This window comes from Bradyrhizobium daqingense (genome assembly GCF_021044685.1).
Classification (GTDB): domain Bacteria; phylum Pseudomonadota; class Alphaproteobacteria; order Rhizobiales; family Xanthobacteraceae; genus Bradyrhizobium; species Bradyrhizobium daqingense.
In genome coordinates, this window is record NZ_CP088014.1 from 1,908,360 (window position 1) to 1,931,361 (window position 23,002).

At 65.2% G+C, this 23,002-nt stretch carries 23 protein-coding genes; 12 read left to right on the forward strand and 11 right to left on the reverse strand.

Annotation, left to right across the window (positions count from 1 at the left end; genetic code table 11):
* Positions 1-48: 48 nt before the first annotated feature.
* Positions 49-270, reverse strand: coding sequence for a dodecin (locus LPJ38_RS09055; protein ID WP_145641753.1), 222 nt, complete (start codon positions 268-270; stop codon positions 49-51).
* A gap of 147 nt (positions 271-417) precedes the next feature.
* On the opposite strand from LPJ38_RS09055, the gene LPJ38_RS09060 reads away from it, so the two are divergent.
* Positions 418-1,299, forward strand: a complete 882-nt coding sequence (locus tag LPJ38_RS09060) for a DMT family transporter (RefSeq protein WP_145641751.1) — start codon at positions 418-420, stop codon at positions 1,297-1,299.
* Between the two features lie 14 nt (positions 1,300-1,313).
* Here the strand turns inward: LPJ38_RS09060 and LPJ38_RS09065 are convergent, their stop codons facing one another.
* Positions 1,314-2,579: a glycosyltransferase family 87 protein gene (locus tag LPJ38_RS09065; protein ID WP_145641749.1), complete on the reverse strand. Its 1,266-nt coding sequence runs from the start codon at positions 2,577-2,579 to the stop codon at positions 1,314-1,316.
* Positions 2,580-2,884: 305 nt separating this feature from the next.
* Here LPJ38_RS09065 and LPJ38_RS09070 point away from each other — a divergent pair, with 305 nt between their 5' ends.
* Positions 2,885-3,886 (forward strand): glycoside hydrolase family 16 protein, encoded by a 1,002-nt coding sequence (locus LPJ38_RS09070; RefSeq protein ID WP_145641748.1) that lies wholly within the window; start codon positions 2,885-2,887, stop codon positions 3,884-3,886.
* 83 nt (positions 3,887-3,969) lie between these two features.
* Here LPJ38_RS09070 and LPJ38_RS09075 read toward each other — a convergent pair whose 3' ends face one another.
* The 6 genes from LPJ38_RS09075 to LPJ38_RS09100 form a co-directional block, all read right to left on the reverse strand.
* Positions 3,970-4,527: an HNH endonuclease gene (locus LPJ38_RS09075; RefSeq protein WP_145641746.1), complete on the reverse strand. Its 558-nt coding sequence runs from the start codon at positions 4,525-4,527 to the stop codon at positions 3,970-3,972.
* 203 nt (positions 4,528-4,730) lie between these two features.
* Positions 4,731-5,708, reverse strand: a complete 978-nt coding sequence (locus LPJ38_RS09080; RefSeq protein ID WP_158644803.1) for a peptidyl-alpha-hydroxyglycine alpha-amidating lyase family protein — start codon at positions 5,706-5,708, stop codon at positions 4,731-4,733.
* A 95-nt stretch (positions 5,709-5,803) separates the two neighbouring features.
* A complete protein-coding gene (locus LPJ38_RS09085; RefSeq protein WP_145641744.1) occupies positions 5,804-7,594 on the reverse strand; it encodes a flavin-containing monooxygenase in 1,791 nt (596 codons plus the stop codon).
* A 153-nt stretch (positions 7,595-7,747) separates the two neighbouring features.
* Complete coding sequence (locus tag LPJ38_RS09090) at positions 7,748-9,274, reverse strand: acyl-CoA synthetase (RefSeq protein ID WP_145641742.1); 1,527 nt, start codon at positions 9,272-9,274, stop codon at positions 7,748-7,750.
* 24 nt (positions 9,275-9,298) lie between these two features.
* Positions 9,299-10,483, reverse strand: coding sequence for an ABC transporter substrate-binding protein (locus LPJ38_RS09095; RefSeq protein WP_145641740.1), 1,185 nt, complete (start codon positions 10,481-10,483; stop codon positions 9,299-9,301).
* Between the two features lie 33 nt (positions 10,484-10,516).
* Positions 10,517-11,491 (reverse strand): NAD(P)H-dependent flavin oxidoreductase, encoded by a 975-nt coding sequence (locus LPJ38_RS09100; protein WP_145641738.1) that lies wholly within the window; start codon positions 11,489-11,491, stop codon positions 10,517-10,519.
* A gap of 176 nt (positions 11,492-11,667) precedes the next feature.
* On the opposite strand from LPJ38_RS09100, the gene LPJ38_RS09105 reads away from it, so the two are divergent.
* The gene (locus LPJ38_RS09105) at positions 11,668-12,555 is read left to right on the forward strand and encodes a LysR family transcriptional regulator (protein ID WP_145641735.1); all 888 of its coding nucleotides are present in this window, start codon (positions 11,668-11,670) and stop codon (positions 12,553-12,555) included.
* On the opposite strand, the gene LPJ38_RS09110 is transcribed toward LPJ38_RS09105, so the two are convergent.
* A complete protein-coding gene (locus LPJ38_RS09110; RefSeq protein ID WP_145641855.1) occupies positions 12,552-13,205 on the reverse strand; it encodes a DNA-3-methyladenine glycosylase family protein in 654 nt (217 codons plus the stop codon). The genes LPJ38_RS09105 and LPJ38_RS09110 overlap by 4 nt on opposite strands.
* A 191-nt stretch (positions 13,206-13,396) precedes the next feature.
* Here LPJ38_RS09110 and gluQRS point away from each other — a divergent pair, with 191 nt between their 5' ends.
* Positions 13,397-14,266 carry a tRNA glutamyl-Q(34) synthetase GluQRS gene (gene gluQRS, locus LPJ38_RS09115; protein WP_167520755.1) on the forward strand — a complete coding sequence of 290 codons (870 nt, stop codon included), beginning with the start codon at positions 13,397-13,399 and terminating at the stop codon, positions 14,264-14,266.
* A gap of 89 nt (positions 14,267-14,355) precedes the next feature.
* Positions 14,356-15,621 carry an ATP-binding protein gene (locus LPJ38_RS09120; protein ID WP_145641731.1) on the forward strand — a complete coding sequence of 422 codons (1,266 nt, stop codon included), beginning with the start codon at positions 14,356-14,358 and terminating at the stop codon, positions 15,619-15,621.
* Here LPJ38_RS09120 and LPJ38_RS09125 read toward each other — a convergent pair.
* Positions 15,548-16,441: a YihY/virulence factor BrkB family protein gene (locus LPJ38_RS09125; RefSeq protein ID WP_145641729.1), complete on the reverse strand. Its 894-nt coding sequence runs from the start codon at positions 16,439-16,441 to the stop codon at positions 15,548-15,550. The two genes, LPJ38_RS09120 and LPJ38_RS09125, sit on opposite strands and share 74 nt — an antisense overlap.
* A gap of 233 nt (positions 16,442-16,674) precedes the next feature.
* On the opposite strand from LPJ38_RS09125, the gene LPJ38_RS09130 reads away from it, so the two are divergent.
* The 6 genes from LPJ38_RS09130 (at position 16,675) to LPJ38_RS09155 (ending at position 20,751) form a co-directional block, all read left to right on the forward strand.
* Positions 16,675-16,869: a twin transmembrane helix small protein gene (locus LPJ38_RS09130; protein ID WP_008543342.1), complete on the forward strand. Its 195-nt coding sequence runs from the start codon at positions 16,675-16,677 to the stop codon at positions 16,867-16,869.
* A 1-nt stretch (position 16,870) separates the two neighbouring features.
* Positions 16,871-17,443 (forward strand): cob(I)yrinic acid a,c-diamide adenosyltransferase, encoded by a 573-nt coding sequence (locus tag LPJ38_RS09135; RefSeq protein ID WP_145641727.1) that lies wholly within the window; start codon positions 16,871-16,873, stop codon positions 17,441-17,443.
* Positions 17,444-17,565: 122 nt separating this feature from the next.
* Positions 17,566-18,315, forward strand: coding sequence for an electron transfer flavoprotein subunit beta/FixA family protein (locus LPJ38_RS09140; RefSeq protein WP_028146409.1), 750 nt, complete (start codon positions 17,566-17,568; stop codon positions 18,313-18,315).
* Positions 18,315-19,259 (forward strand): electron transfer flavoprotein subunit alpha/FixB family protein, encoded by a 945-nt coding sequence (locus tag LPJ38_RS09145; RefSeq protein WP_145641725.1) that lies wholly within the window; start codon positions 18,315-18,317, stop codon positions 19,257-19,259. Before LPJ38_RS09140 ends, LPJ38_RS09145 begins: the two co-directional genes overlap by 1 nt.
* 191 nt (positions 19,260-19,450) lie before the next feature.
* Positions 19,451-20,332, forward strand: a complete 882-nt coding sequence (locus tag LPJ38_RS09150) for a 3-hydroxybutyryl-CoA dehydrogenase (protein WP_145641853.1) — start codon at positions 19,451-19,453, stop codon at positions 20,330-20,332.
* Between the two features lie 224 nt (positions 20,333-20,556).
* Complete coding sequence (locus LPJ38_RS09155) at positions 20,557-20,751, forward strand: hypothetical protein (protein WP_145641723.1); 195 nt, start codon at positions 20,557-20,559, stop codon at positions 20,749-20,751.
* 6 nt (positions 20,752-20,757) lie between these two features.
* On the opposite strand, the gene tlpA is transcribed toward LPJ38_RS09155, so the two are convergent.
* On the reverse strand, positions 20,758-21,423 hold the full coding sequence (gene tlpA, locus LPJ38_RS09160; RefSeq protein ID WP_145641851.1) for a thiol:disulfide interchange protein TlpA: 666 nt from the start codon (positions 21,421-21,423) through the stop codon (positions 20,758-20,760).
* A 99-nt stretch (positions 21,424-21,522) separates the two neighbouring features.
* On the opposite strand from tlpA, the gene argH reads away from it, so the two are divergent.
* Positions 21,523-22,920, forward strand: coding sequence for an argininosuccinate lyase (argH, locus tag LPJ38_RS09165; protein WP_145641721.1), 1,398 nt, complete (start codon positions 21,523-21,525; stop codon positions 22,918-22,920).
* Positions 22,921-23,002: the final 82 nt, after the last annotated feature.

Here is a 23,002-nt window from a genome sequence, read left to right on the forward strand (position 1 = left end):
TCGTCGTGTTCCCCTTGCGAAGCAAGGTTCCACGGCGAAGCCGCCGCCTCATTCCTCCAGCGTGAAGCCGACGCGCAGCGTCACCTGATAATGGCGGACAGCGCCGTTCTCGATGTGGCCCCGCGTCTGCACCACCTCGAACCATTTCATCTCGCGTATGGTCTTGGCGGCCCGGCTGACCGCGTTCTTGATCGCATCCTCGATCGACGTCTCGGACGATCCGACCAGGTCCAGGATCTTGTAGACGTGATCATGTTCGGCTGTGGGCATGGGGAGCCTCCCTCGTTGCGCTGCGGCGCGCATCGCCGCTGCGTCCCAACTGAACGAGCGCCGGCCGCTCCGGTTCCGTTCTGGGCGATGGGTGCGCATGCGCCGGGAGAGGTGGAGCGCGCATCGCCTGCCTGCTAAGCGCTATCCATGGATTCGGCGCAGCGCGACAGGACGATCGGCTCTCTCTGCCTCTGCGTGACGGCGTTCGGCTGGGCGTTGAACTGGCCGCTGATGAAGCTCTTGCTGCAGCAATGGCCGCCCCTGTTCGCGCGCGGGCTTGCCGGCGTCTGCGCCTCGCTCATTCTCGGCACGCTGGTGCTGAGCCGCGGAGAATCGTTCGCCGTTCCGCGCGAAGCGATCCCGCGGCTGCTGTTTGCGACGCTCACCAACGTCCTGGCCTGGATGGGCCTCGGCACTGTCGCGATGAAATACCTGACCGTGAGCGAAGGAGCCCTGCTTGCTTACACCATGCCGATCTGGGCCATGTTGTTTGCCTGGCCGGTGCTGCACACCCGGCCGACCCTGCGGGACGTTCTCGGGCTCGTTCTCGGCATTGCCGGCGTCGCGCTATTGTTGAGCGGAAACGGCCTTGCGTTCGGCGCGGAAAAGCTGCTCGGCATTGCGCTGGCGCTGCTTTGCGCGATCCTGTTCGCGCTGGGCAATGTGCTCAACCGCAAGCCGCTGCCGATGCCGCCCTTGGTCGTCGTGGCCTGGCAGGTCGGGCTCGGCTGCGCCACGATGCTGATCCTGGGCGTGCTGTTCGAGCAGCCGCATTACACGGCAATCACGCCGCCGGGGCTCGGCTGCTTCATCTACATGACGCTGGTGCCGATGGGCCTATGCTACGTCACCTGGTTCGAGACGCTGCGCCGCCTGCCCCCGACCTCGGCTTCGACCGGCATGTTGATCGTTCCCGTGATCGGCGTGGTTTCCGCCGCGATCATCCTGGGGGAGCCGCTGGGCTATCGCGAATGGGCGGCGATGGCGCTCACGCTCGGCGGCGTCACGCTGGCATTGCAACGGGCCTAGAGCATACAGCCTGGTTATTCCGCGGCCTGTGCCAGGGCAGGCATAGGCCTGGTCGCGCGCCATAGCAGCTTCAGGAGCAAGGCCAGCAGCGCCATCATGGCGAAGCCGCCGATCGAAGGCGTGAACTTGTCGTCCATTCCTGTAAGGTCGACTTCATTGCCGAACTGCGCCGCGAGCCGCGCCGATTGCAGCATGCCGTAGGCGCCGGCAAGCAAGATCAGCCCGTAGATGACGCTGCGCTCGCGTGCATTCGCCATTTGTGCAAGGTCGGGGAGCATGAGCGCAAGGCCGATCCCGACGATCGGCAGGTCGTAGTCATAAGCGTATGGGCTGATCATCACCGAGACCATGGCGACGACGCCGAGCGCGAAGGCGGGCGACGTCTTGCGCGCCGCTCCAAGCCAAAGGGCAAGCCCGATCGCGGACAAAGCGAGGCACGCCGCAGCCGCCTGCGCCCAGAAAGCGATGCTCGGCGGCACGCCGGCTCGACCGAGCGCGGCGTAGGTCGAGATCATGCGGAACAACGGATAGAAGCCGCGCTCCAGGAAGATCGCCGATTCCCTGATGGCACCAAGCCACCCAGCCCAAATCTGCCATCCGAACACCAGCGTACAGAGGAACGAACTCGCGAGCACGATGGCCGCGGCAGTCGCAAGTGCCGCCCAACGGCGGGTCGCAAGCATGTAGACGCCCGCGGCGATGGCCAGGTGCGGCTTGATCACCATTGCACCCAGCGCAAGACCGGCGACGATCTGGCGCCGCTCTACGTTGAGGCAAATGATGCCGATCAGCACGCCGGTGAGAAAGCCATTCTGCCCACAGCCGACCGTGATCGCCAGCGTAGGAAACAGCACGACCAGGATGAGTGCGAAATTGTTGCCGGCAATGGCTCGAAGCGCCAGGAGATAGGCAGTGAGCGTCGCGGTGATGAACAGCAGATAAGCGATGCCGGCCGGCAGCAGCGCGAAGGGGGCCACCAGCAGGTCGAATTGCGGGGGATAGGTCCACGGCATGAAGCTGGTCGAACCGGCGAATGCCTCCTGGAGCTTGACCAGCGTCTCGAACCGGTAGACGAGATCGAGCTGACCGCGCCAGATCTGCTGCGCGACGATGTAGAAGGCATCGAAATCCGAGAGTTCGCGAACTTGCCAGGCGCTCCAGCGGCCGAACCTGTAAGTCTTGAACAGCACCATCATCGCGAGCGTCGCGAGCACGAAGCGGACATAGATCGTCCGCTTCGACGGTGAGAATTGAACCGCTTCCAGCGTCTCGGCAAACATCGGCGACGACCTCGAACCCTGATAGATCGCGGCCTGGCACGCGGTTCCGCCGATCCCGACCAAACTGCCACCAGAGGTTTAAGGGACGGTAACGACTGCCGCAGAATTCGAGCCAAAAGGCTGCAGAAGGAGGCCAAAACCCGTGCCGGCGGTCTTGATGACCCGCTCATGGCACTTTGGACGGTCCCGGCACGCGCCCCGCAGGCGCTTTCAAAATCGCCCGGCCGCGTCAAGCGGCTCGGCTTGCCCGCCTGCGCGCGGGGACGTTAACCTCGGCACATTCCTGGAATCTTCGATGTGCGGTGATGATCGGCCGTTGGACGAGAGGCGTTCTGGTTGCAATCGGTCTCTGGGCCGGGCCAGCGCCGGCTATCGCGCAGGACGATCTCGACGTTGCGCCCGGCACGATGTCGCTGCAAGTGACGACCGACCCGTCCCCGATCGCGTGCCGCAAGCTGGACACGGTCAATCCAAGGTCGCTCATGTTCCGGTCGTTGCGCCGAACCTTCAACGACGACTTCGACGAGCATCCGCTCGCGACCGGACGCTGGGTGCCGCATTATGCCGGCGGAGCGGCGTGGCCGGAGGCGCGCTACTGGGGCGGCGACGGCTCCGACCTCAAGCGCAAGACCAGCGCCAATGGCGAGCAGCAGATCTATGTCGACCCGCGCTACGCGGGCCGTGCTGCAACGCCGCTCGGCCTCGATCCGTTCAAGATCAGCGATGGCGTGCTCTCGATCGTCGCCAGCCGCACGCCGCCGGAATTGATGCCGGTGCTGTTCAACAACGAGTACATCTCCGGAATTCTGACGACGCAGGGCACGTTCGCGCAGAAGCACGGCTATTTCGAGATCCGCGCCAAGGTCCCGGTCGGCCATGCGGTGTGGCCGGCATTTTGGATGCTCGCGGATGACGGGGGCTGGCCGCCGGAAGTCGACGTGTTGGAAGGCCGCGGCGAGCGGCCCGGCGATATCGCGATGACGACGCATTGGCGGATTCCGTCGACCCAGAAGATCCACTCCTGCGGCTTCGATTTCGCCGTCGGTGACGCCTCGACCGCATTCCACAATTACGGTGTGTTGTGGGATGAGGATCGCCTGGTCTATTTCATCGACCGCAGGCCAGTCTCCGACATCAAGGTGCCGATCGGGTTCGACGATCCCATGTACATGATCGTCAATCTCGCGATCGGATCGAAATTCTTTCCCGGCGTCAGTCAGGTCAATGCGGACACGCCGTCGAGCGTGGCGTTCGAGATCGACCGGATTTCCGTCTATCAGATCGACATGGAGCAGGCGCAGAGATAGGGATGTCAGCTGATGTGTCGCGGCGCGAAGGATGACCAGTCGAACGCCGCGGGCAAAGCCGAACGACATCCCCAGTATGCAAACTACGGATCCAGCTCCGTATCCCAGTACAGATAGTCCAGCCAGCTGTCGTGCAGATAATTCGGCGGAAACAGGCGGCCATTGCGATGGAGCTGATGCACGGTCGGCGCGAAGGCACTCTGGCGCGGAAACATTCTCGCTTGCGCCGGCGTGAGATTGCCCTTGCGCAAATTACAGGGCGAGCACGCCGCGACCACGTTCTCCCAGGTGGTCTGGCCGCCTTTGCTGCGCGGGATGATGTGATCGAAGGTGAGGTCTTCGGGCGAGCCGCAATATTGGCAGGCGAAACGATCGCGCAGGAAGACGTTGAAACGGGTGAAGGCGGGATGGGTGGTCGGCTTGACGAAGGATTTGAGCGAGACGACGCTCGGTAACTGCATCTCCAAGGTGGGACTTCGAACCGCCTGGTCGTAATGCGCGACGATATTGACGCGGTCGAGGAACACCGCCTTGATCGCGTCCTGCCACGACCACAACGACAGTGGGTAGTAACTCAGCGGCCGGAAGTCCGCATTCAGCACCAACACCGGCCAACTGCCTTGCGAGACATGTGCGTTCAAGTAACGCTCCCGGCCTCCAATATACGCTGCGAAGCAGCATGTACTGACATACTACATGCAGCGTGACGGGATTGTGAAGCCCGTTGAGCGACTTATTCAGGCTCGCGCAATGCGGCGGCGGGGTGGCAAAACGCTCAAAAAGCCGCGATCCCGGCAGGGTTCCTCCGCTGTCGTTCCGGCGAAGGCCAGGACGTGTCGCGGGCCTACTCCCGCACCCGCTCCAGCTTCTGCAAGCACCGCGTCGTGCGCACCGCTGCCGGCATTTCCTCGTCCGGAAAACTCGTCTTCCAGTCGGTGACGCCGACCTCGCCGACATAGATGTCGCCCTTTGAGTCCAGGGCAATGCCGTGCGGCGCCAGGAACTTTCCGCTGGCAATGCCGGGCCCGTCCTCGCCGCCGAGCCGCGCGATGCGCTTGCCTTGCGCGTCCACGATGGACAGCCGCGGTCCGAGATTGGGCACCTTGCGGTTGACGGCCAAGCCAGGCCCGAGCTCGCCGATCACGAAGGTCGGGCTCTTGGCCCCACCGCAGCAGCACAGCGCGCAGGGACGGTGAAGGTTGTTCCACTGCGTCTCGTATCTGCCCTCGCCGTCGAACACCTGCACGCGGTGGTTCTCGCGATCGGCGACATAGACCCAGCCGTCGGCGTCGGTGGCAATATTGTGCACGATGTTGAACTGTCCGGGATCGGTGCCGGGCTCGCCCCAGCTCTTGAGCAGCTTGCCGTCGGGCGTGAACTTGTGCACGCGCGCATTGCCATAGCCGTCGGAGACGTAGATCTCGCCCTTCGGCGACAGCGCGGTATGGGTGCAGCGGTGGAAGGGATCGCCGCTCATGAACGGCGCCGGCTTCTCGGGGATGCCGATGGTCAGCAGCACCTTGCCGTCGGTGGTGCATTTGCGCACGGTGTGGTCGCCATCATCGGTGCAATAGAGATTGTCGTCCGCGTCGATATGCAGGCCATGCGCGCGCGAGAACAGGCCTTCGCCCCAGCTGCGCAGGAAATTGCCGGCGCGGTCGAGCACCACCATCGGATGGGCGCCGCGGTTGAAGACGTAGATCTGGTCCTTGCTGTCGACCGCAACCGAGGCGACGTCGGTGAGCTGCCAGCCGTCCGGCAGCTTGGCGAAGTTTTCGACGACGCGGTAGCGGTGCTCGCCGGTGCCGAGAATGGCTGACATCGAGTTCTCTCCTTGTCATTCCGGGGCGCGACGAAGTCGCGAGCCCGGAATCCATCGGGCCGCATGTCCCGGCGGTGGATGGATTCTGGCTCGCGCTACGCGCGCCCCGGAATGACGGCTGTGTCTACCTCTCGCCCCAAAATCCCTTCCTCGATCGCCTTGATCTGCAGCGCGAGATATTTCGAGTTGATGCGGCACTGCGCGAGGCTGCCGGCGATGAACCAGAGGCCGGGCTGCCGCGTGCGCGCATACATGTTGCGCAGCTCGAAGCCGTCGCCAAAGCCCCATATCGGACCGACGCGGTCGGCGACGGCGTCGCCGAACAGTTTTCGCACCAGATATTCCTGCGGCTTGTAGCCGGTGGAGAGCACGATGAGGTCGGCGGCAATGGTGGTGCCGTCCCTCATCTGCGCGCCGTTCGCGGTGAAGCTCTCGATCTCGGAGAATTGCTTCAGCTTGATCGCGCCCTCGACGATGAGATTCGAGCAGCCGACGTTGAAATAATAGCCGCCGCCGCGGGTGAGGTATTTGAATTGCCAGCCGGTGCCGGCCTCGCCGAAGTCGAGCTTGAAGCCGACGCGGGAGAGACCATCGAGCAGCTCCTTGTCGAGCGCCTTGGATTGCTCGGTCAGCATCACATGAGTCTTCTTTGCGAGCGGCGTCGGCATCGAGGCCGCGATCAGGTCGTTGTCCTCGAGTGTGCCCTCATTGTAGGTCGCATAGGCAAGCTGGGCCGACGGCTCGATATTGGTGACCAGCGTCGGCGAGCGCTGCACCAGCGTCACCTCGGCACCGCTGGAATGCAGGTCCTGCGCGATGTCGTGGCCGCTGTTGCCGGTGCCGATCACGATGGCGCGCTTGCCGGTCCAGTGCTCGCCGTCCTCGTAGCGGCTGGAATGCACCAGCGTGCCCTTGAAATTGCCCAGCGTCGGGATGTCCGGGATGTTCGCGATGCCGCTGACACCGGTTGCCATCACCACATGGCGCGGATGCATGGCACGCGTGCTGCCGTCGGCGCGGCGCAGCGTGACAGTCCAGTGACCTTCGGCCTCGTCATAAGCGCCGCCTTCGAACTCGGTGCCCGTCCAGAAGTTCAGCTCCATCGCCTCGACATAGGCTTCGAACCAATTGGCGAGCTTGTCCTTGGGGATATAGGTCGGCCAGTTCGGCGGGAATGGCATATAGGGCAGGTGATTGACCTGAACCTGATTGTGCAGCGTCAGCGCATGGTAGCGCTTGCGCCAATTGTCGCCGATGCGTGCCTCGCGATCGACGATCAGCGTGTCGATTTGCAGCTGCTTCAGCCGCGCCGCGATCGCAAGACCGGCCTGGCCGCCGCCAACCACCAGCACGGCGGGATCGCGATCGCTGTAGTCGCGCGAAGCATCGCGCAGGTCGAGCCAGTTCGGCCCGCGGAAATCGCGCGAATAGGCCTGGCCGCGCGGTCGTGACGTGCCGAGCTGTTCTTCAAACCCCTTGAGCTCGTCGAGGGCGGTGAGCAGCGTCCACGCTTTCAGGCGCTCGTCAGGGCCATCGGGAATGAGCCGGACAATGCCGCTGCCGCGGCCGATCGCAGTCTCGAAATTGAAGATCGCTTCGATGGTGTTGGTGCCGGCGCGCGTTACCCAGCGCGGCGGCGCCCGGTTGGGCGCGATCCTGAAACTGGTCGGGGCCGCCTCGGGCGTGAGCGTGGTCAGCGCCCTTGTGATCGCATCGCGGCCGGCAATCGTTTGCAGGTTCCAGCTCAGCGCCAGCACATCGCGCCAAAAAGCGTCGGCGAGGAAGAGGTCATCCAGCGCGGCTGGATCGGGCCGGTCCAGCCTGCGCTCGAAGGCATCGAGCCAGGCTTGCGCGGCGACGGAAATATCCTTCGTCCTGTCCAGCATGCGACCTCGTGGCCGTCTTCGCGGCGTTTCCTCTGGTCGAAGCTACACAGTTTCGCGTGCGGCCAAAAGCCAATGACCCGAGCAATACCGGCATATGGCCCTGCTCGGACGGAATATGCCGGCGACGCTTCAGCCCAGGCTGGGCGGCGGCGACTAAGGCCCGCCCGGCCTCCGGTCTGCCCAATAGGGGTCGCGCAGCTTGCGCTTGAAGATTTTTCCGGTCGCCTCGCGGGGCAGCGCGTCGAGGAATTGAACCTCCTTCGGCACCTTGAAATTGGCCAGTCGCTCGCGCAGAAAAGCCTGCACCGCGGCGGCGGAGAGCTGCGCGTCCCTTTCCGGCTCGATGCAGGCGCACAGCCGTTCGCCATATTCCGCGTCGGGAATGCCGAACACGGCGCAATCGCGCACGCCGGGCATTCCGATCAGCACGCTCTCGATCTCGGCCGGATAGATGTTGACGCCGCCCGAGATCACCATGTCGCGCTTGCGGTCGCAGAGGAAGAGATAGCCGTCCTCGTCGAGATAGCCGACGTCGCCGACGCTGACGAGGCCGTCGCGTCCCGCCTCGGCCCGCGCCTGGGCCTTGCCGTGATAGTCGAAATCGGGCACCGCCGTCTGACGCATGTAGATTTCGCCGACCTCGTTCGTGCCGCAGAGGCTGCCATCGTCGCGGAAGATCTTGACGATGCCGCCTTCGATGGCGCGGCCGACCGTGCCCGGCTTCCTCAGCGCCTCCTCGGCCGAATGCCAGACCGGGATGCCGGTCTCGGTCGAGCCGAAATATTCATTGATGACCGGTCCCCACCAATCGATCATCGCCCGCTTGACCTCGGGCGGGCAGGGCGCGGCCCCGTGCACGACGAAACGCAGCGACGAGAGGTCGTAACGCTGTCGCGCAGCCTCGGGCAGGCGCAGCAGCCGGACGAACATGGTCGGCACCATGTGGATGTGCGTGACGCGATGGCGCTCGATCAGCGCCAGCAGCTCCTCGGCGTCGAACCGCGCCTGGAGGACGATGGTGCAGCCGTGGCGGAACGCCATCATGCCGTAGGAATGCGGAGCCGAGTGATACATCGGTCCGTTGATCAGCACGACCTGGTTGTCGCCCGGCTTGATGCCATAGGCGATCCCCCCGACGCGTTCGGAAGCCGCGGCCTGTTCGGGCTGCATCGGCATGCGCCGCACGCCCTTCGGCATGCCCGTGGTCCCCGACGTGTAGATCATCGCTGCGGCACGGCGCGGCGGCTCCTGGGTTTCGGGATGCTCGTCGCGCCAGCGGTCCCAATCGGCATGTCCGGCCGGTATCGCCGTCAGCTCCTGGGGAATGGCGAATGTCGCCGCGAGCTCGGGCGGCGTCGCGACGACGAGGAGACGGACATCCTCAGGCACGCCGTCCTGAATCTGCGGCAGCAGGTCGGCGTGGCAGACCAGGATCTTCGCGCCGCTGTCGATCAGGATGTAGCGGACCTCTTCCGCCTTGAGATGCCAGTTGATCGGCACCACCGGGCTGCCGAGTGCAGCGGAGGCCGCAACCACCTCGAACAGCGCAAAGTCGTTGCGCAGCATCATGGCGACCGGAGCGCCCTCTCCCAGCCCCAGGGCGCGCAGCCCGCTCGCCGCCCGTCTGATGCGGGCCTGGATCTCGTCATAGCCGATCCGGCGTTCGCCGCTGATGATCATGGCGTGCTCCTAACCTGTGCGAGCTTAGCGGTCGTCCAGCACGTCGCCGAAGCCGACCCAACTCTTGCCGTTGAAGCGGCGGAGCTGAAGCTGCTGGAACGGCAGATAGTCGTCGGGGCCGGTGCTCACACTTATGCCCGGCAGCAGGAGCGGCAGCTTCACCTCTTTCAGCGAAGCGGCCTGACGCATGATGTTGTCGCGGCTGACGTCATCCTTGCACGCCTTCAGCACCGTCATCAGCAGCGTCGCATAGTGGTAGCCGGCCGCGTAGTTGGAATTGGAGAGGTCCGCATTCGGCATGTACTGCTTCATGAAGGCGAAATACTCCTTCACGCCGGGATCGTCCGCCCATTGCGGGTCCATCGTGTCCTTCTGATTGCTCGACGAGATCAGGCCGACCGCGTTGTCGAGCCCCGCCGGCTCCAGGAACGAGATGGAGGAGGCCGAGGTCGGCACGAAGAACAGCTCGGGCTTCCAGCCGATCTCGGCCACGCCCTTGATCATCTGCGAGGTGAATTTGCCGAGCACGACGCCGAACAGCACGTCGGCGCCCGATGCCTTCAGCGTCGAGAGCTGCGAACTGATGGTCGGTGCGCTGGTCTCGTAGGTCTGCTCCGCGATGATCATGCTGGCGGCCTTGTCGCCGAGCGCGCGCTTGAAGCCGGCGACATAGTCCCGGCCGAAATCGTCGTTCTGCGACAGGATGGCGATCCTGGCGCCGGGCTTGGTGCGCAGCACGTGCTTGGCATAGACCACGCCCTCGGACTCGTAGGCAGCCATGCCGGGCATGGTCCACGGATATTTCTGCGGATCGGCCCATTTCGTCGCGCCCGAGAGCACGAACAGCTGCGGCACCTTCTTGCCGTTGAGATAGCGCTGCACCGCGCTGTTGGTGGCGGTGCCGAGCGAGCCGAACATCATCAGCACCTCGTCCTGCTCCACCAGCTTGCGGGTCTGCTCCACCGTCTTCGGCGGCGAATAGGCATCGTCCAGCGTGATGAACCTGACCTTGCGACCATTGATGCCGCCTTCGGCATTGATCTTCTCGAAGAAGGCTTCCTGCGTCCGCCCGATCGCGCCGAAGCCGGAGGCCGGGCCGCTATAGGGCAGAGTCTGGCCGATGCGGATATCGCCATTGCCCTCGGCGCAGGCGTTGCCGGCGGCGAGCGCCAGCAGGGACATGCCGATCAGTGCGGCTGCGAGCTTCATGATGTCCTCCCTTGATATTTTCTTTGGTTCAGATCAGGCGCTGGCGCGCATCAGGAAATCCTCCCGGGCCTGGTCGAATTCGCCCTTCATCCGGTCCACGAGCTCGGCGACCGGCGGCGCATCCACGATCTGGCCGATGCCCTGGCCTGAACCCCAGATGTCGCGCCACGCTTTCGATTTCATGTTGCCGCCGGAGCCGAAGTTCATTTTCGATTTGTCGGCGATTGGAAGATTGTCCGGGTCCAGCCCGGCGGCGGCGATGGAGGGGCCGAGATAATTGCCGTGCACGCCGGTGAACAGGTTGGTGTAGACGATGTCGTGCGCAGCGTGCTGCGTCAGCGCGGACTTGTAGGCTTGGTCGGCGTTGGCTTCCTGCGTCGCGATGAAGCGCGTGCCCATATAGGCGAGGTCGGCGCCGAGCGTCAGCGCCGAGGCGATGCCGAAGCCGTCGCTGATCGCACCCGACAGCAGGATCGCACCGCCGAACCATTGCTTGACCTCGCGCACCAGCGCGAAGGGCGACAGCGTGCCGGCATGCCCGCCTGCGCCGGCGCAGACCAGGATGAGGCCATCGACGCCCTGCTCGGCGGCCTTGCGGGCATGCTTGACGTTGATGACGTCGTGGAACACCAGCCCGCCATAGGAATGCGCGGCCTCGACGATCTCGGCCGGCGGCCGCAGCGAGGTGATGATGATGGGGGCCTTGTGTTTCACGCAGGTCTCCATGTCCTTCATCAGCCGGTCGTTGGAGGCATGGCAGATCTGGTTGACCGCGTAGGGCGCGATCTTCTTGCCGGGATTGCGTGATTTGTACTCGCCGAGCTCGTCCTCGATCCGGCTCAGCCATTCGTCGAGCTTTTCGACCGGACGGGCGTTGAGTGCAGGAAACGAGCCGACGACGCCCGCCTTGCACTGGGCGATCACCAGCTCCGGTCCGGAGACGATGAACAGCGGCGAGCCAACGACGGGCAGTTCCAGATTGTTCTTGAGCAGAGCAGGCAGTGCCATCGGATCCTCCCGAGCGCGCATGGCCGGTCTCTTCGGCCGATGGATGAGCGCTTCCATATCGATTGTCGCGCCGGCGCGCGGCGCCTGGCGGTTTGATCCCACTATAGGGTTGGACCGCGGGCGCAGGATCGTTCAATATTGAACATATGCATATGCGGATTTGAACGGGAGCGGCGATGGATTGGGATCTCTGCAGGACCTTCGTCGCGGTCGCCGACACCGGCAGCTTCACCGCCGCGGCGCGCCGGCTGCATGCCAGTCATCCGACGGTCAGCCGCAAGATCGCGGCGCTGGAGGCGCAACTCGGCACCAAGCTGCTGGCGCGCGCGGCCGATGGTTTCGTGCTCACGGCCGATGGGCGCGCCCTGCGCGAGCACGCGGAGGCCATGGCCGCCGCTGCGCTCCGGGCCGAAGCAGCGGTCGGCGCCGGCGGGCGCAAGGCGCGCGGCACGGTCAAGCTGTCGATCGGAGCGACGCTGGCGTCGCACTGGCTGATGCCGCGGCTGGGCTCCTTCCTCGGCGCGCATGATCACATCCGGCTCGAGATCATCACTCATCCGTTTCCGGCCAGCGTGCGGCGCCGGGAGGCCGACGTGGTGCTGCGCCCGGTCGACAGTGGCGAGGAAAACCTGGTAGGCCGCAAGATCGGCCGTCTCGGCACCGGTTTCTATGCGTCGCGCGACTATGCCGCGGGCAGGTCGTTGCCGGAGCGCAGCGGCGAGTGGAAGGGGCACGGCGTGATCGGCTTTGCCGATCAGGATTCCAATGCGCAGCTGGCGCGCTGGAGCGATACGATCACGCGCCAGGGCACTGTCGTGATGCGCTGCTCCTCGCAGGGCGACATGCTGGCGGCGGTGCGCGCCGGGATCGGAATCTCCGCGCTGTCCTGCTTCGTCGCGGAGAGCTATCCGGATCTCGTGCGCGTCGCGCCGCAGAAGCTCGTCAGCATTGCCGATCTCTGGCTGCTCGCCCATCCTGATCTGGTCGAGCTGCCCGCGGTGCGGGCCGTGATCGACTTCGTGGCGCAATGCGCGCGCGCCGATCGCGAGCGGCTGCGGGGTTAGCTCGATGCCGCGAGCACGCCCTCGCGTTTCTTCACCGCGCGATAATAGCTCCACCACAGATGTGCTGCCGCGCCGCGCAATGGACGCCAGGGTTCGGCGAGCGGCGCCATCTGCTTCTCCGTCGGCCGCGCCTTCAGGCCGAGCCCGATGCGGATGCCTTCCTGCACGGCGAGATCTCCGGCCGGCCATGCATCGCCATGGCCGAGGCAGAACAGCAGATAGACGTCGGCGGTCCAGGGGCCGATGCCGGGCAGCGAGATCAAGGTGTGATGCGCCGCGTCGGCATCCTCCTCCGCGAGCACTTCGAGGTTCAGCCGTTGCGCGGTGATCTCGCGCGCCAGATGTTTCAGCGTCTTGATCTTGGCGGCGGACAGGCCGAGCCGCCCCAGCCGTTCGGTGCGCGCGCGGCGCACGGCGTCATGGTCGAACGGATCGAACGCAGCCGACAGCCGTCCCCAAATGGCCGCCGCGCTTGCCGTCGAGAGCTGCTGCCCGCAGACGATGTGCGCCAGCCCGGCAAAGCCCGGCTCGCGCCGCCGCAAGGCGGGCATGCCGGCGATCTCGAACACCGGTTTCAAGCGTGGATCGCGCTTGATCAGCGCGTGGACGGCTTCTTCGAGATCGGACTGGGTTTCGAGGTGGATGGTCATGGTGTTTGGCGGGCTCTCTCCGGCGTCAGGGCCGGGCTTGTCCCGGCCATCCACGTCTTTCTCACCGCGATGCACTGTTTAGCATGAGCCGTGGTCGTCGTGTTTGTTCGTGACTTTGACACGATCGGTCTGTGATACCGAAGAACGTGGATGGCCGGGACAAGCCCGGCCATGACGAGATATGACGCATGATGCCACCCGTTTTCCGATTTGCCCCGAGCCCGAACGGCTTCCTGCATCTCGGCCACGCCTATTCCGCGCTGCTCAACTTCGAGCGTGCGCGAGAGAGCGGCGGGCGGCTGCTGCTGCGGATAGAGGACATCGACGCGACGCGCTGCCGGCCGGAATACGAGGTGGCGATCTACGAGGATCTCGCCTGGCTCGGGATCGCCTGGGAGACGCCGGTGCGGCAGCAGTCGGAGCATCTGGCCGACTATCGCGCCGCGCTGGAAAAACTCTCTGCGCTCGGTCTCGTCTATCCCGCCTTCGAAAGCCGCGCCGAGATCGCCAAGCTGGTGGCCGCGCGTGAAGCCGATGGACCGTGGCCGCGCGATCCCGACGGTGCGCCGCTCTATCCCGGCGACGCCAGGTCACTGTCGGCCGATGAGCGGTCGCGGTTGATCGCATCCGGCGCGCCTTACGCGCTGCGGCTCGACATCGCCGCCGCCTGCCGCCGCGCTGCCGGCCTGACCTGGAACGAACTGGGCGAGGGGCCCGATGGCGAGCACGGCATCGTCCCGGCGCTCCCGGAGGCTTGGGGCGACGTCATCCTGGCCCGCAAGGAAACGCCGACCAGCTACCATCTGTCCGTGGTGGTCGACGACGCGCTCCAGGGCGTCGGCGAGATCGTGCGGGGACAGGATCTGTTTCACGCCACCGCGGTCCACCGCCTGCTCCAGACCTTACTCGGCCTGCCGGAACCCGCCTACCACCACCACCGCCTGATGCGCGACGGGGACGGGCGGAAGCTGTCGAAATCGAGCTGGTCGACCGGACTGCGCGAATTGCGCGCGGCCGGTGTCACGCCGGCCGGGATCCGCCAGCTGGTGGGATTAGGTTAAGTTTCTCTGGGGGTTAGCCCAACGTCGCCGTGACTCCGGGTGTTCCGTCGTGCCATGCTTGGCCGACAGTCCGGGTTCGAAGGGGATCTATGGCGGCGAAAACCACGCGGACGTCCAGGCGACCGCCTCGGAAGCGTTCGGGGGCGGCCGGCCGGTTGCGCAAGCGCAGCACGAAGGCGCCCACGCCGGACGTGGTCCAGGCCGCGCTCGCCGCCTTTGCCCACGAGGTCCGCACCCCCCTGACCGGGATTCTGGCGATCAGCGACCTGCTCGCGACCTCCGATCTCGGCGAGCGGGAGCGCCGCTGGGCCGATACCATCAAGGCTGGTGCCGAACATCTGGCGAGCCTTGCCACGCTGTTCGTGGACGCTGCCAGGACGGGGAAGGGGGCGGGGAAAGGGGGAAGCGCGCTCCGGCAGGATCTGTTCGACCTGCGGGCGCTCGCCCGCAGCGCCGGCGATTCGCTGGCCGGCCGTGCGGCGGCCAAGGGTCTCCAGGCCGAGGTGGACATCTCAGAGAAGCTGCCGGGATTGGTGGTCGGCGATCCCGTCCGTCTGCGCGCTGCGCTCGAGAACCTGATCGACAACGCCGTGAAATTCACCGATCAGGGCGGCGTGGCGCTTGCGGTCGTGCCCTGGCGTGCCGCCAAGGGCGAGCGCAAAGCCAAGGCAAGGGGCAAAGGCAGGGTCGGCATCGCCTTCGCGGTGTCCGACAGCGGCATCGGTCTCACCATGGCCGAGATCAAGCGGCTGTTCCGCCCCTTCACCCAGGCCAATGTCACCATTGCGTCTCGCTTCGGCGGCGCCGGTCTCGGGCTATCCTCGGTGAAGCAGTTGGCGCGCGCCATGGGCGGTGACATCACCGTTGCGCCGCGCCGCGGCGGCGGCGCGACGTTCACGCTGACGGTGTCGCTGGATGCGTCGGGATCGGGCCAGTCGGGCAAGACGAAGGAGGGGAGCGAGCCTGAGACGGCGGCTGCCCTCCGCGTGCTCAGCGTCGAGGACAATCCGTTCGGCCGCGTGGTGCTCAACACCATTCTGACCGAACTCGGCCATCATGCCGAGTTCATCGGGCGCGGCGAGGATGCCGTTGACCGTCTCGCCCTGGGCGCGTTCGACGCAGTGCTGATGGACATGGTGCTGCCGGGCATCGACGGGGTCGAAGCCATCAGGCGGATACGTACGATACCGACGCCGCTGGCCCGGATCCCCATCATCGGCGTCTCGGGCCGCGGCGAAGACGAGGCGGCCGCGCGCGAGGCCGGCGCCGACGCCTTCCTGGTCAAGCCTGTGTCTCCGCGGGCGCTAGCGACTGCGCTGCTTGAAGCGACACGCCGCGAGGAAGCCGTGACTTGATGATCGCGGCGTTGAGCTCACCGCCGTAAACGAAGATCGCGGCGATGAAATACAGGAACACCAGTGCGATGATCACCGAGGCGAGCCCCGCATACATCGTGACGTAATTGTTGGCGAAGCGTGCCAGATACTGGCCGAACACGACGCCCGAGATCAGCGACGCCACGATGGTGAAGACGATGCCGGGCAGGATCTGGAGGAAGCCGCGCCGTCCCGCCGGCAGCCAGACGTGCAGGATGATCAGCGCCACCACCAGCGCGCTGATGGTGATGCCGTAGCGCAGCCAGGTGAGGATGCTTTCGTTCGACTCGACGAACAGCGGGATATGGCGTCGCGCCGCTTCGATCAGGAGCGGGCCGAGCACGATCAGGAACGCCATGGCGAGCGCGGTGAAAGCAGCAATCAGCGTGTAAAGGATCGATTCCAGCCGCAGCCAGTACCAGCGCCGCATCTCCACCACCGCATAGGCGCGGTTGAGCGCGACGCGGAGCGCCTCGACGCCGTTGGAGGCGAAATAGACCGACAGCGCCGCGCCGATGGTCAGCAGGCCAGTGCGGGTCGTGGTCAGCACGTCGTGAACCTCGCCCGAGATGGAGTCGGCGACCTGCTTGGGCCAGACCTGCAGCATCAGGCTGGCGGCCTGGTCGGCGAGTTCCTTGGAGCCGAAGAACCCGGCGAGCGAGGTCAGCACAATCAGGAACGGGAACAGCGCCATCAGCGTCGACAGCGCGATGTGGCTGGCGATCGCCCAGCCGTCATCGGCCAGGAATGTGTAGAAGGCATCCTCCAGGACGCAGTAAATGTAGCGGATGGCTTTCACGTGGCACCTACACCGCTGCTCTCTCCCCCTGCACGTAGGGAGAGGTCAGGAGCACAAGCAATGGGCGCAAACCGAAAATCATCGCGCTACCATCTGATATTCCTGTCCCAAAAGCCAGTTCGCGAGGCGCCGCGCCGTCATTCCGGGATGCGCGCCGCGCATCGCCCCGGGATGACGCCGGAGGCTGTCGCAGCACCATGGCGGACCGGCGCGCACGGTGTTATCACCCACCAATGGCATCTATCCTGAGTACTTTCATCCTGCCGATTGCGGTCGGCGCCGTGGCGTTGGTGCTGCTGCTCGGTCTCATCAACATGATGCGCGGGGGCTCGCCCAACACCTCGCAGAAGCTGATGCGCTGGCGCGTGCTGCTTCAGTTCGTGGCGATCGTCATCGCCATGGCTGCAGTCTGGGCGATGGGACGCTAACATGGTCACGTTGAACCGCATCTATACGAAGACCGGTGACGACGGTACGACGGCGCTCGGAACCGGCGAGCGGCGTTCGAAATACGATCTGCGCATCGAAGCCTACGGCACCGTCGACGAGACCAACGCCGCCATCGGCGTCGTCAGGCTCCATACCGGCGACACGCCCGAACTCGACGCGATGCTCGGCCGCATCCAGAACGATCTGTTCGATCTCGGTGCCGACCTCGCGGTGCCCGAGCGTGAAGGCAAAGCGGAGCGGCTGCGGGTGGTGGCGAGCCAGGTCGAACGGCTCGAGCGCGACATCGACGCGCTCAACGACAAGCTCGCGCCGCTGACCTCTTTCGTGCTGCCGGGGGGCACGCCGGCTGCGGCTCATCTCCACGTCGCGCGCACAATATGCCGCCGGGCGGAACGCGTGATCGTGGAACTGGCGGCCCGGCCCGACGAGCAGGTGGGTACAGCTGGGATCCACTATATGAACCGCCTCTCGGACTTCCTGTTCGTGGCGAGTCGCGCCGCCAACGGCAATGGCGCCGGCGACGTGCTTTGGGTTCCCGGCCAGAACCGCTGACCCATTTAGGTGCTGCATTTCTAAGGTCTAAAATTTGGCCCTTCGCGCGTTGACCGGGCCTGATCAGGCCTTTAGGTTCCGCGCCAGTTGATACCCCCCTCCCAAATTGTGAAAGAGGATCGATGAAGGTCTTGGTGCCGGTAAAGCGGGTGGTCGATTACAACGTCAAGGTCCGCGTCAAGGGCGATGGATCGGGCGTTGAACTCGCCAACGTCAAAATGTCCATGAATCCGTTCGACGAAATCGCGGTCGAGGAAGCGCTGCGCTTGAAGGAAGGCGGCAAGGCGACCGAGGTCGTGGTGGTCTCGATTGGACCCGCGCAGGCGTCCGAGACGATCCGCACTGGCCTCGCGATGGGCGCCGACCGCGGCATCCTGGTGAAGGCCGAGGGCAATGTCGAGCCGCTCGCGGTCGCCAAGATCCTGAAGAAGGTCGCTGAAGAAGAGCAGCCGGGCCTGATCATCCTCGGCAAGCAGGCGATCGACGACGACAGCAACCAGACCGGCCAGATGCTGGCCGCGCTGCTCGGCTGGTCGCAAGCGACCTTCGCCTCCAAGCTCGAGGTCGAAGGATCCGACTTCAAGGTCACCCGCGAAGTCGACGGCGGTCTGCAGACCGTGAAGCTGAAGGGACCGGCGATCGTCACCACCGACCTGCGTCTCAACGAGCCGCGCTACGCTTCGCTGCCCAACATCATGAAGGCCAAGAAGAAGCCGATCGCGGAGAAGGCCGTCGCCGATTACGGCGTCGACGTCACTGCGCGCCTCGAGGTTCTCAAGACGACGGAGCCGGCAGGCCGCAAGGCGGGCGTCAAGGTCAAGGATGTCGCCGAGCTGGTGTCCAAACTCAAGAACGAAGCCGGGGTGCTCTGATGACGACGCTGCTGATTGCCGAACACGACAATGCGTCGCTCAAGGATGCGACCAACAAGGCTCTGACCGCGGCTGCCGCACTCGGCGCGGATGTCGAGGTGCTGGTGGCCGGCCAGAACGCCAAGGCCGCGGCGGATGCCGCCGCCAAGCTTGCCGGCGTGAAGAAGGTGCTGCTCGCCGACGGCGACCTCTACGCCCACGATCTCGCCGAGCCGCTGGCCGCGCTGGTGGTGTCGCTGGCCACCGGCTATGACGCGATCGTCGCGCCCGCGACCTCGCGCTTCAAAAATGTGATGCCGCGCATCGCCGCCCTGCTCGACGTCATGCAGGTCTCGGAGATCATCAAGGTGGTCGCCCCCGATACCTTCGAGCGTCCGATCTATGCCGGCAACGCCATCCAGACGGTGAAGTCCAAGGACGCCAAGAAGGTCATCACGGTGCGGACCTCGACCTTCGCCGCAGCAGGCGAAGGCGGCAGCGCCGCAGTCGAGAACGTCGCGGCGGCGGCCGACCCGGGCCTGTCGACCTTCGTCGGTGAGGAAGTCGCCAAGAGCGACCGTCCCGAACTGACCTCGGCCAAGATCATCGTCTCTGGTGGCCGCGCCATGCAGAGCCGGGAAAACTTCGCCAAGTACATCGAGCCGCTCGCCGACAAGCTCGGCGCCGGTGTCGGTGCCTCGCGCGCCGCGGTGGACGCCGGCTATGCGCCGAACGACTGGCAGGTCGGCCAGACCGGCAAGGTCGTGGCCCCCGAGCTTTACGTCGCCGTCGGCATTTCCGGCGCGATTCAGCATCTGGCCGGCATGAAGGACTCCAAGGTGATCGTCGCGATCAACAAGGACGAGGACGCGCCGATCTTCCAGGTCGCCGATTACGGCCTGGTCGCCGACCTCTACCAGGCGGTTCCAGAGCTGACGGCCGAACTCGGCAAACTCGGCAAGTAAAATGAGCCAAAAACACCGGCCGGAGCTATAAACTCCGGCCGGTGTTGCTTTTCTGAGGCGTTTTCTTTGGCGTGGGGCACGCCTTCGAAGCGATCCAATCTAGGTTTCGAGCCAAGGTTCTGATTAAATCGGACCTCCCGGCTCGGGGGATAGGCAGGCGCGACATGCGCGCCGTTCCGGTGGATGACAAGATGGCGGCAGTGATCAAGAAGGTCGGCGTGATCGGCGCGGGTCAGATGGGCAATGGCATCGCGCATGTTGCGGCGCTGGCTGGCTTCGACGTGGTGCTCAACGACGTCTCGGCCGACCGCCTCAAGTCGGGCATGGCCACCATCAACGGCAATCTGGCGCGGCAGGTCTCCAAGAAGGCCGTCTCCGAGGACGACAAGGCCAAGGCCATGGCGCGTATCTCGCTGGCCGAGAAGCTGGACGACCTCGCCGATTGCGATCTCGTGATTGAGACCGCGGTCGAGAAGGAGGAGGTCAAGCGCAAGATCTTCCACGAGCTCTGCGCCGTGCTGAAGCCGGAGGCGATCGTCGCCTCCGATACGTCGTCGATCTCGATCACGCGGCTCGCCGCCGCCACCGACAGGCCGGAGCGCTTCATCGGCATTCACTTCATGAATCCGGTGCCGCTGATGGAACTGGTGGAGCTGATCCGCGGCATCGCCACCGACGATTCCACCTTCGAGACCGCCAAGGAATTCGTCGGCAAGCTCGGCAAGCAGGTCGCGGTCTCCGAGGATTTCCCGGCCTTCATCGTCAACCGCATCCTGCTGCCGATGATCAACGAGGCGATCTACACGCTGTACGAAGGCGTCGGCAATGTCGAGGCGATCGACGCCGCGATGAAGCTCGGCGCGCACCATCCGATGGGACCGCTGGAGCTCGCCGATTTCATTGGCCTCGACACCTGTCTCTCCATCATGCAGGTGCTGCACGAGGGCCTCGCCGACTCCAAGTACCGCCCGTGCCCGCTGCTGGTGAAATACGTCGAGGCCGGCTGGCTCGGCCGCAAGACGCAGCGCGGCTTCTACGACTACCGCGGCGCCAAGCCGGTTCCGACGCGGTGATACTCTCTCGTGCCCCGGACGCTGCGCAGCGCGTCAGCGATGCGCTGCAGAGCCGGGGCCCAGAGGCCGCGTGCACGCTGAAGCATGGGTCCCGCCTCTGCGTCGCGTCATTGCATGCCGCGCCGCGTCCGGGACACGGGCAACCCCACCCTACGGCACCTGTGACAATTCATGTCGCGTTAACCTCTCACGCCTAGGTTACGGCCGGTAAGAGGGTTCGCGTAATGGACATGATGGCGATGGTCAGCACCATGCTGGCCGCTCAGCAAGGCGCGCTGCAGTCGAATATTGCGGCGACGCTGACCAAGCAGAACGCGGATATGGAGAAATCCACCGTCCTGACGCTGCTCGGCGCCGGCCATCCCTCGCTTGCCAATGTCGGCCCTGGCGTCGGCGGCAATCTCAACCTCACCGCCTGAACATTCCTAGAGCGACGCGGCGGCCTTGCCGGTCGCGGCCCGGATCAGCTTGAGCGCGTCCTCGCTCGCCCATTCCGCCGGCCCTGCAATCGTCGCGATCTCGCAGCCTTGCGGGTCGACCAGCACCGAAGTCGGCATCCCCAGCGCCCGGCCTATCGCCTTAAGATCCTGGAAAACCTTGGCTTTCTGATCGCTAAAATAGCTGAGCCTGACCAGATTGGCCTCTTTCAGGAAGGTCTTGGGCTTCTCGGGATCGCGGGTGTCGATATTGATCGCCACAACCTCGAAATTCGGGCCCGACAGCTTGCCCTGGAGCTCGTCCAGCGCGGGCATCTCCTTGCGGCAGGGCACGCACCAGGTGGCCCAGAGGTTCACCAGCAGCGTCTTGCCGCGGAAATCGGACAGCTTCTTCGGCTTGCCCTCGGCATCCTCGAAGGTGAGGTCGGGCAGCTTGAGCGGGGCGCTCGCCATGGTCAGCGCCGCCACCTCGCCATGGGCAAGCGGGGCGATCTTTTGCGCCGTCGCGACTGCCGGCTTGCAGGTCGGATCGCCTGAAGGCGCGCGGCTCAGGCCCAGCCCATACAGCGCGGCAAAGCCGGCCAGGCCCACGACCGCCACGGCGGCGATGACGAGAGGGATCCGGCGCTTTGCCGAGGGCGTCTTGTCGAGCATATCGTTTGTCATCCGGTCGCAGATATGGCTATCAGGGGCCTCTTAATACGGCTGGCAGCAGTCAGCAAACGCGGCAAGTCAGGGCGTGAGCAGGGGATCATGAGCAACAAGATGTGGGGCGGCCGGTTCTCGGAACGTCCCGATGAGATCATGGAAGAGATCAACGTCTCCATCGACGTCGATCGTCACCTCTTCGCCCAGGACATTGCCGCGTCCAAGGCCCACGCCGCGATGCTGGCCAGCCAGGGCATCATCACGGCCTCTGATGCGAAAAATATCGGCAAGGGTCTAGACACGATCTTGTCAGAGATCGGCAAGGGCGGTTTCACTTTCAAGCGCGCGCTCGAAGACATCCATATGAACGTCGAGAGCCGCCTGTCCGAGCTGATCGGCCCGGCCGCCGGCCGCCTGCACACCGCGCGTTCGCGCAATGACCAGGTCGCGACCGATTTCCGCCTGTTCGTGCGCGACGTCATCGACGAGACCGATGCGGCGCTCGCTGCGTTCCAGCAGGCGCTGGTGGAGCGCGCGCTGGAGCACGCGGGCACCGTCATGCCCGGTTTCACGCATCTGCAGACCGCGCAGCCCGTCACCTTTGGCCATCATTTGCTGGCTTATGTCGAGATGGCCGCGCGCGACCGCGGCCGGTTCCAGGACGCACGCAAGCGGCTGAACGAATCCCCGCTGGGCGCGGCCGCGCTCGCCGGCACCTCGTTCCCGATCGACCGCCATGCCACGGCGAAGGCGCTGCTGTTCGACCGCCCGATGGCGAACTCGCTCGATGCGGTGTCCGACCGCGACTTCGTGCTGGAGACGCTGTCGGCCGCCGCGATCTGCGCGGTGCACATGTCGCGCTTTGCCGAGGAGATCGTGATCTGGACCTCGCCGCTGGTCGGCCTTGTCAGGCTCAGCGACAAGTTCACCACGGGATCCTCGATCATGCCGCAGAAGCGCAATCCGGATGCCGCCGAGCTGGTGCGTGCCAAAACCGGCCGCGTCATCGGCTCGCTCAACGGGCTTCTGATCGTCATGAAGGGCCTGCCGCTCGCCTATCAAAAGGACATGCAGGAGGACAAGCAGGGTGCCATGGAGGGCTTTGCAGCGCTGTCGCTAGCGATCCGCGCCATGACCGGCATGGTCCGCGACCTCATGCCCGATGAAGCCAGGATGAAGGCGGCGGCCGGCGAGGGCTATGCCACCGCGACTGATCTTGCTGACTGGCTGGTGCGGACGCTGAAGATGCCGTTCCGCGAGGCCCACCACGTCACCGGCCGCATCGTTGCCAAGGCGGCCGAGGGCGGCGTGGCGCTGCACGAGCTGCCGCTGACGGAGATGCAGGCGATCGAGCCCAGGATCACCAAGGAGGTGCTCGGCGTGCTCTCGGTCGAATCGTCGGTGAAGAGCCGGACCAGCTTCGGCGGTACCGCGCCGAAGAACGTGGCGGCGCAGGCGAAGAGCTGGGCGAAGCGGCTGGAAAAAGAGCGAAAATCGGGCTGAGGGCAAAATTTCGCTTATCTTTCATGGCCATCCGGCTCTCGCCAGAGCGCGCCAATCTCTGTATGGTGCGCGCCGCGTAGTG

Coding starts and splice junctions, on each gene's coding strand:
- LPJ38_RS09110 (WP_145641855.1), bottom strand. CDS start 13,205: ATGACCATCCACCTCGAAACCCAGTCCGATCTCGAAGAAGCCGTCCAC.
- LPJ38_RS09080 (WP_158644803.1), bottom strand. CDS start 5,708: ATGTCAGCCATTCTCGGCACCGGCGAGCACCGCTACCGCGTCGTCGAA.
- argH (WP_145641721.1), top strand. CDS start 21,523: ATGAGCAACAAGATGTGGGGCGGCCGGTTCTCGGAACGTCCCGATGAG.
- LPJ38_RS09105 (WP_145641735.1), top strand. CDS start 11,668: ATGGATTGGGATCTCTGCAGGACCTTCGTCGCGGTCGCCGACACCGGC.
- LPJ38_RS09070 (WP_145641748.1), top strand. CDS start 2,885: ATGATCGGCCGTTGGACGAGAGGCGTTCTGGTTGCAATCGGTCTCTGG.
- gluQRS (WP_167520755.1), top strand. CDS start 13,397: ATGCCACCCGTTTTCCGATTTGCCCCGAGCCCGAACGGCTTCCTGCAT.
- LPJ38_RS09060 (WP_145641751.1), top strand. CDS start 418: ATGGATTCGGCGCAGCGCGACAGGACGATCGGCTCTCTCTGCCTCTGC.
- LPJ38_RS09100 (WP_145641738.1), bottom strand. CDS start 11,491: ATGGCACTGCCTGCTCTGCTCAAGAACAATCTGGAACTGCCCGTCGTT.
- LPJ38_RS09130 (WP_008543342.1), top strand. CDS start 16,675: ATGGCATCTATCCTGAGTACTTTCATCCTGCCGATTGCGGTCGGCGCC.
- LPJ38_RS09090 (WP_145641742.1), bottom strand. CDS start 9,274: ATGATCATCAGCGGCGAACGCCGGATCGGCTATGACGAGATCCAGGCC.
- LPJ38_RS09145 (WP_145641725.1), top strand. CDS start 18,315: ATGACGACGCTGCTGATTGCCGAACACGACAATGCGTCGCTCAAGGAT.
- LPJ38_RS09095 (WP_145641740.1), bottom strand. CDS start 10,483: ATGAAGCTCGCAGCCGCACTGATCGGCATGTCCCTGCTGGCGCTCGCC.
- tlpA (WP_145641851.1), bottom strand. CDS start 21,423: ATGCTCGACAAGACGCCCTCGGCAAAGCGCCGGATCCCTCTCGTCATC.
- LPJ38_RS09120 (WP_145641731.1), top strand. CDS start 14,356: ATGGCGGCGAAAACCACGCGGACGTCCAGGCGACCGCCTCGGAAGCGT.
- LPJ38_RS09055 (WP_145641753.1), bottom strand. CDS start 270: ATGCCCACAGCCGAACATGATCACGTCTACAAGATCCTGGACCTGGTC.
- LPJ38_RS09155 (WP_145641723.1), top strand. CDS start 20,557: ATGGACATGATGGCGATGGTCAGCACCATGCTGGCCGCTCAGCAAGGC.
- LPJ38_RS09140 (WP_028146409.1), top strand. CDS start 17,566: ATGAAGGTCTTGGTGCCGGTAAAGCGGGTGGTCGATTACAACGTCAAG.
- LPJ38_RS09150 (WP_145641853.1), top strand. CDS start 19,451: ATGGCGGCAGTGATCAAGAAGGTCGGCGTGATCGGCGCGGGTCAGATG.
- LPJ38_RS09065 (WP_145641749.1), bottom strand. CDS start 2,579: ATGTTTGCCGAGACGCTGGAAGCGGTTCAATTCTCACCGTCGAAGCGG.
- LPJ38_RS09135 (WP_145641727.1), top strand. CDS start 16,871: ATGGTCACGTTGAACCGCATCTATACGAAGACCGGTGACGACGGTACG.
- LPJ38_RS09085 (WP_145641744.1), bottom strand. CDS start 7,594: ATGCTGGACAGGACGAAGGATATTTCCGTCGCCGCGCAAGCCTGGCTC.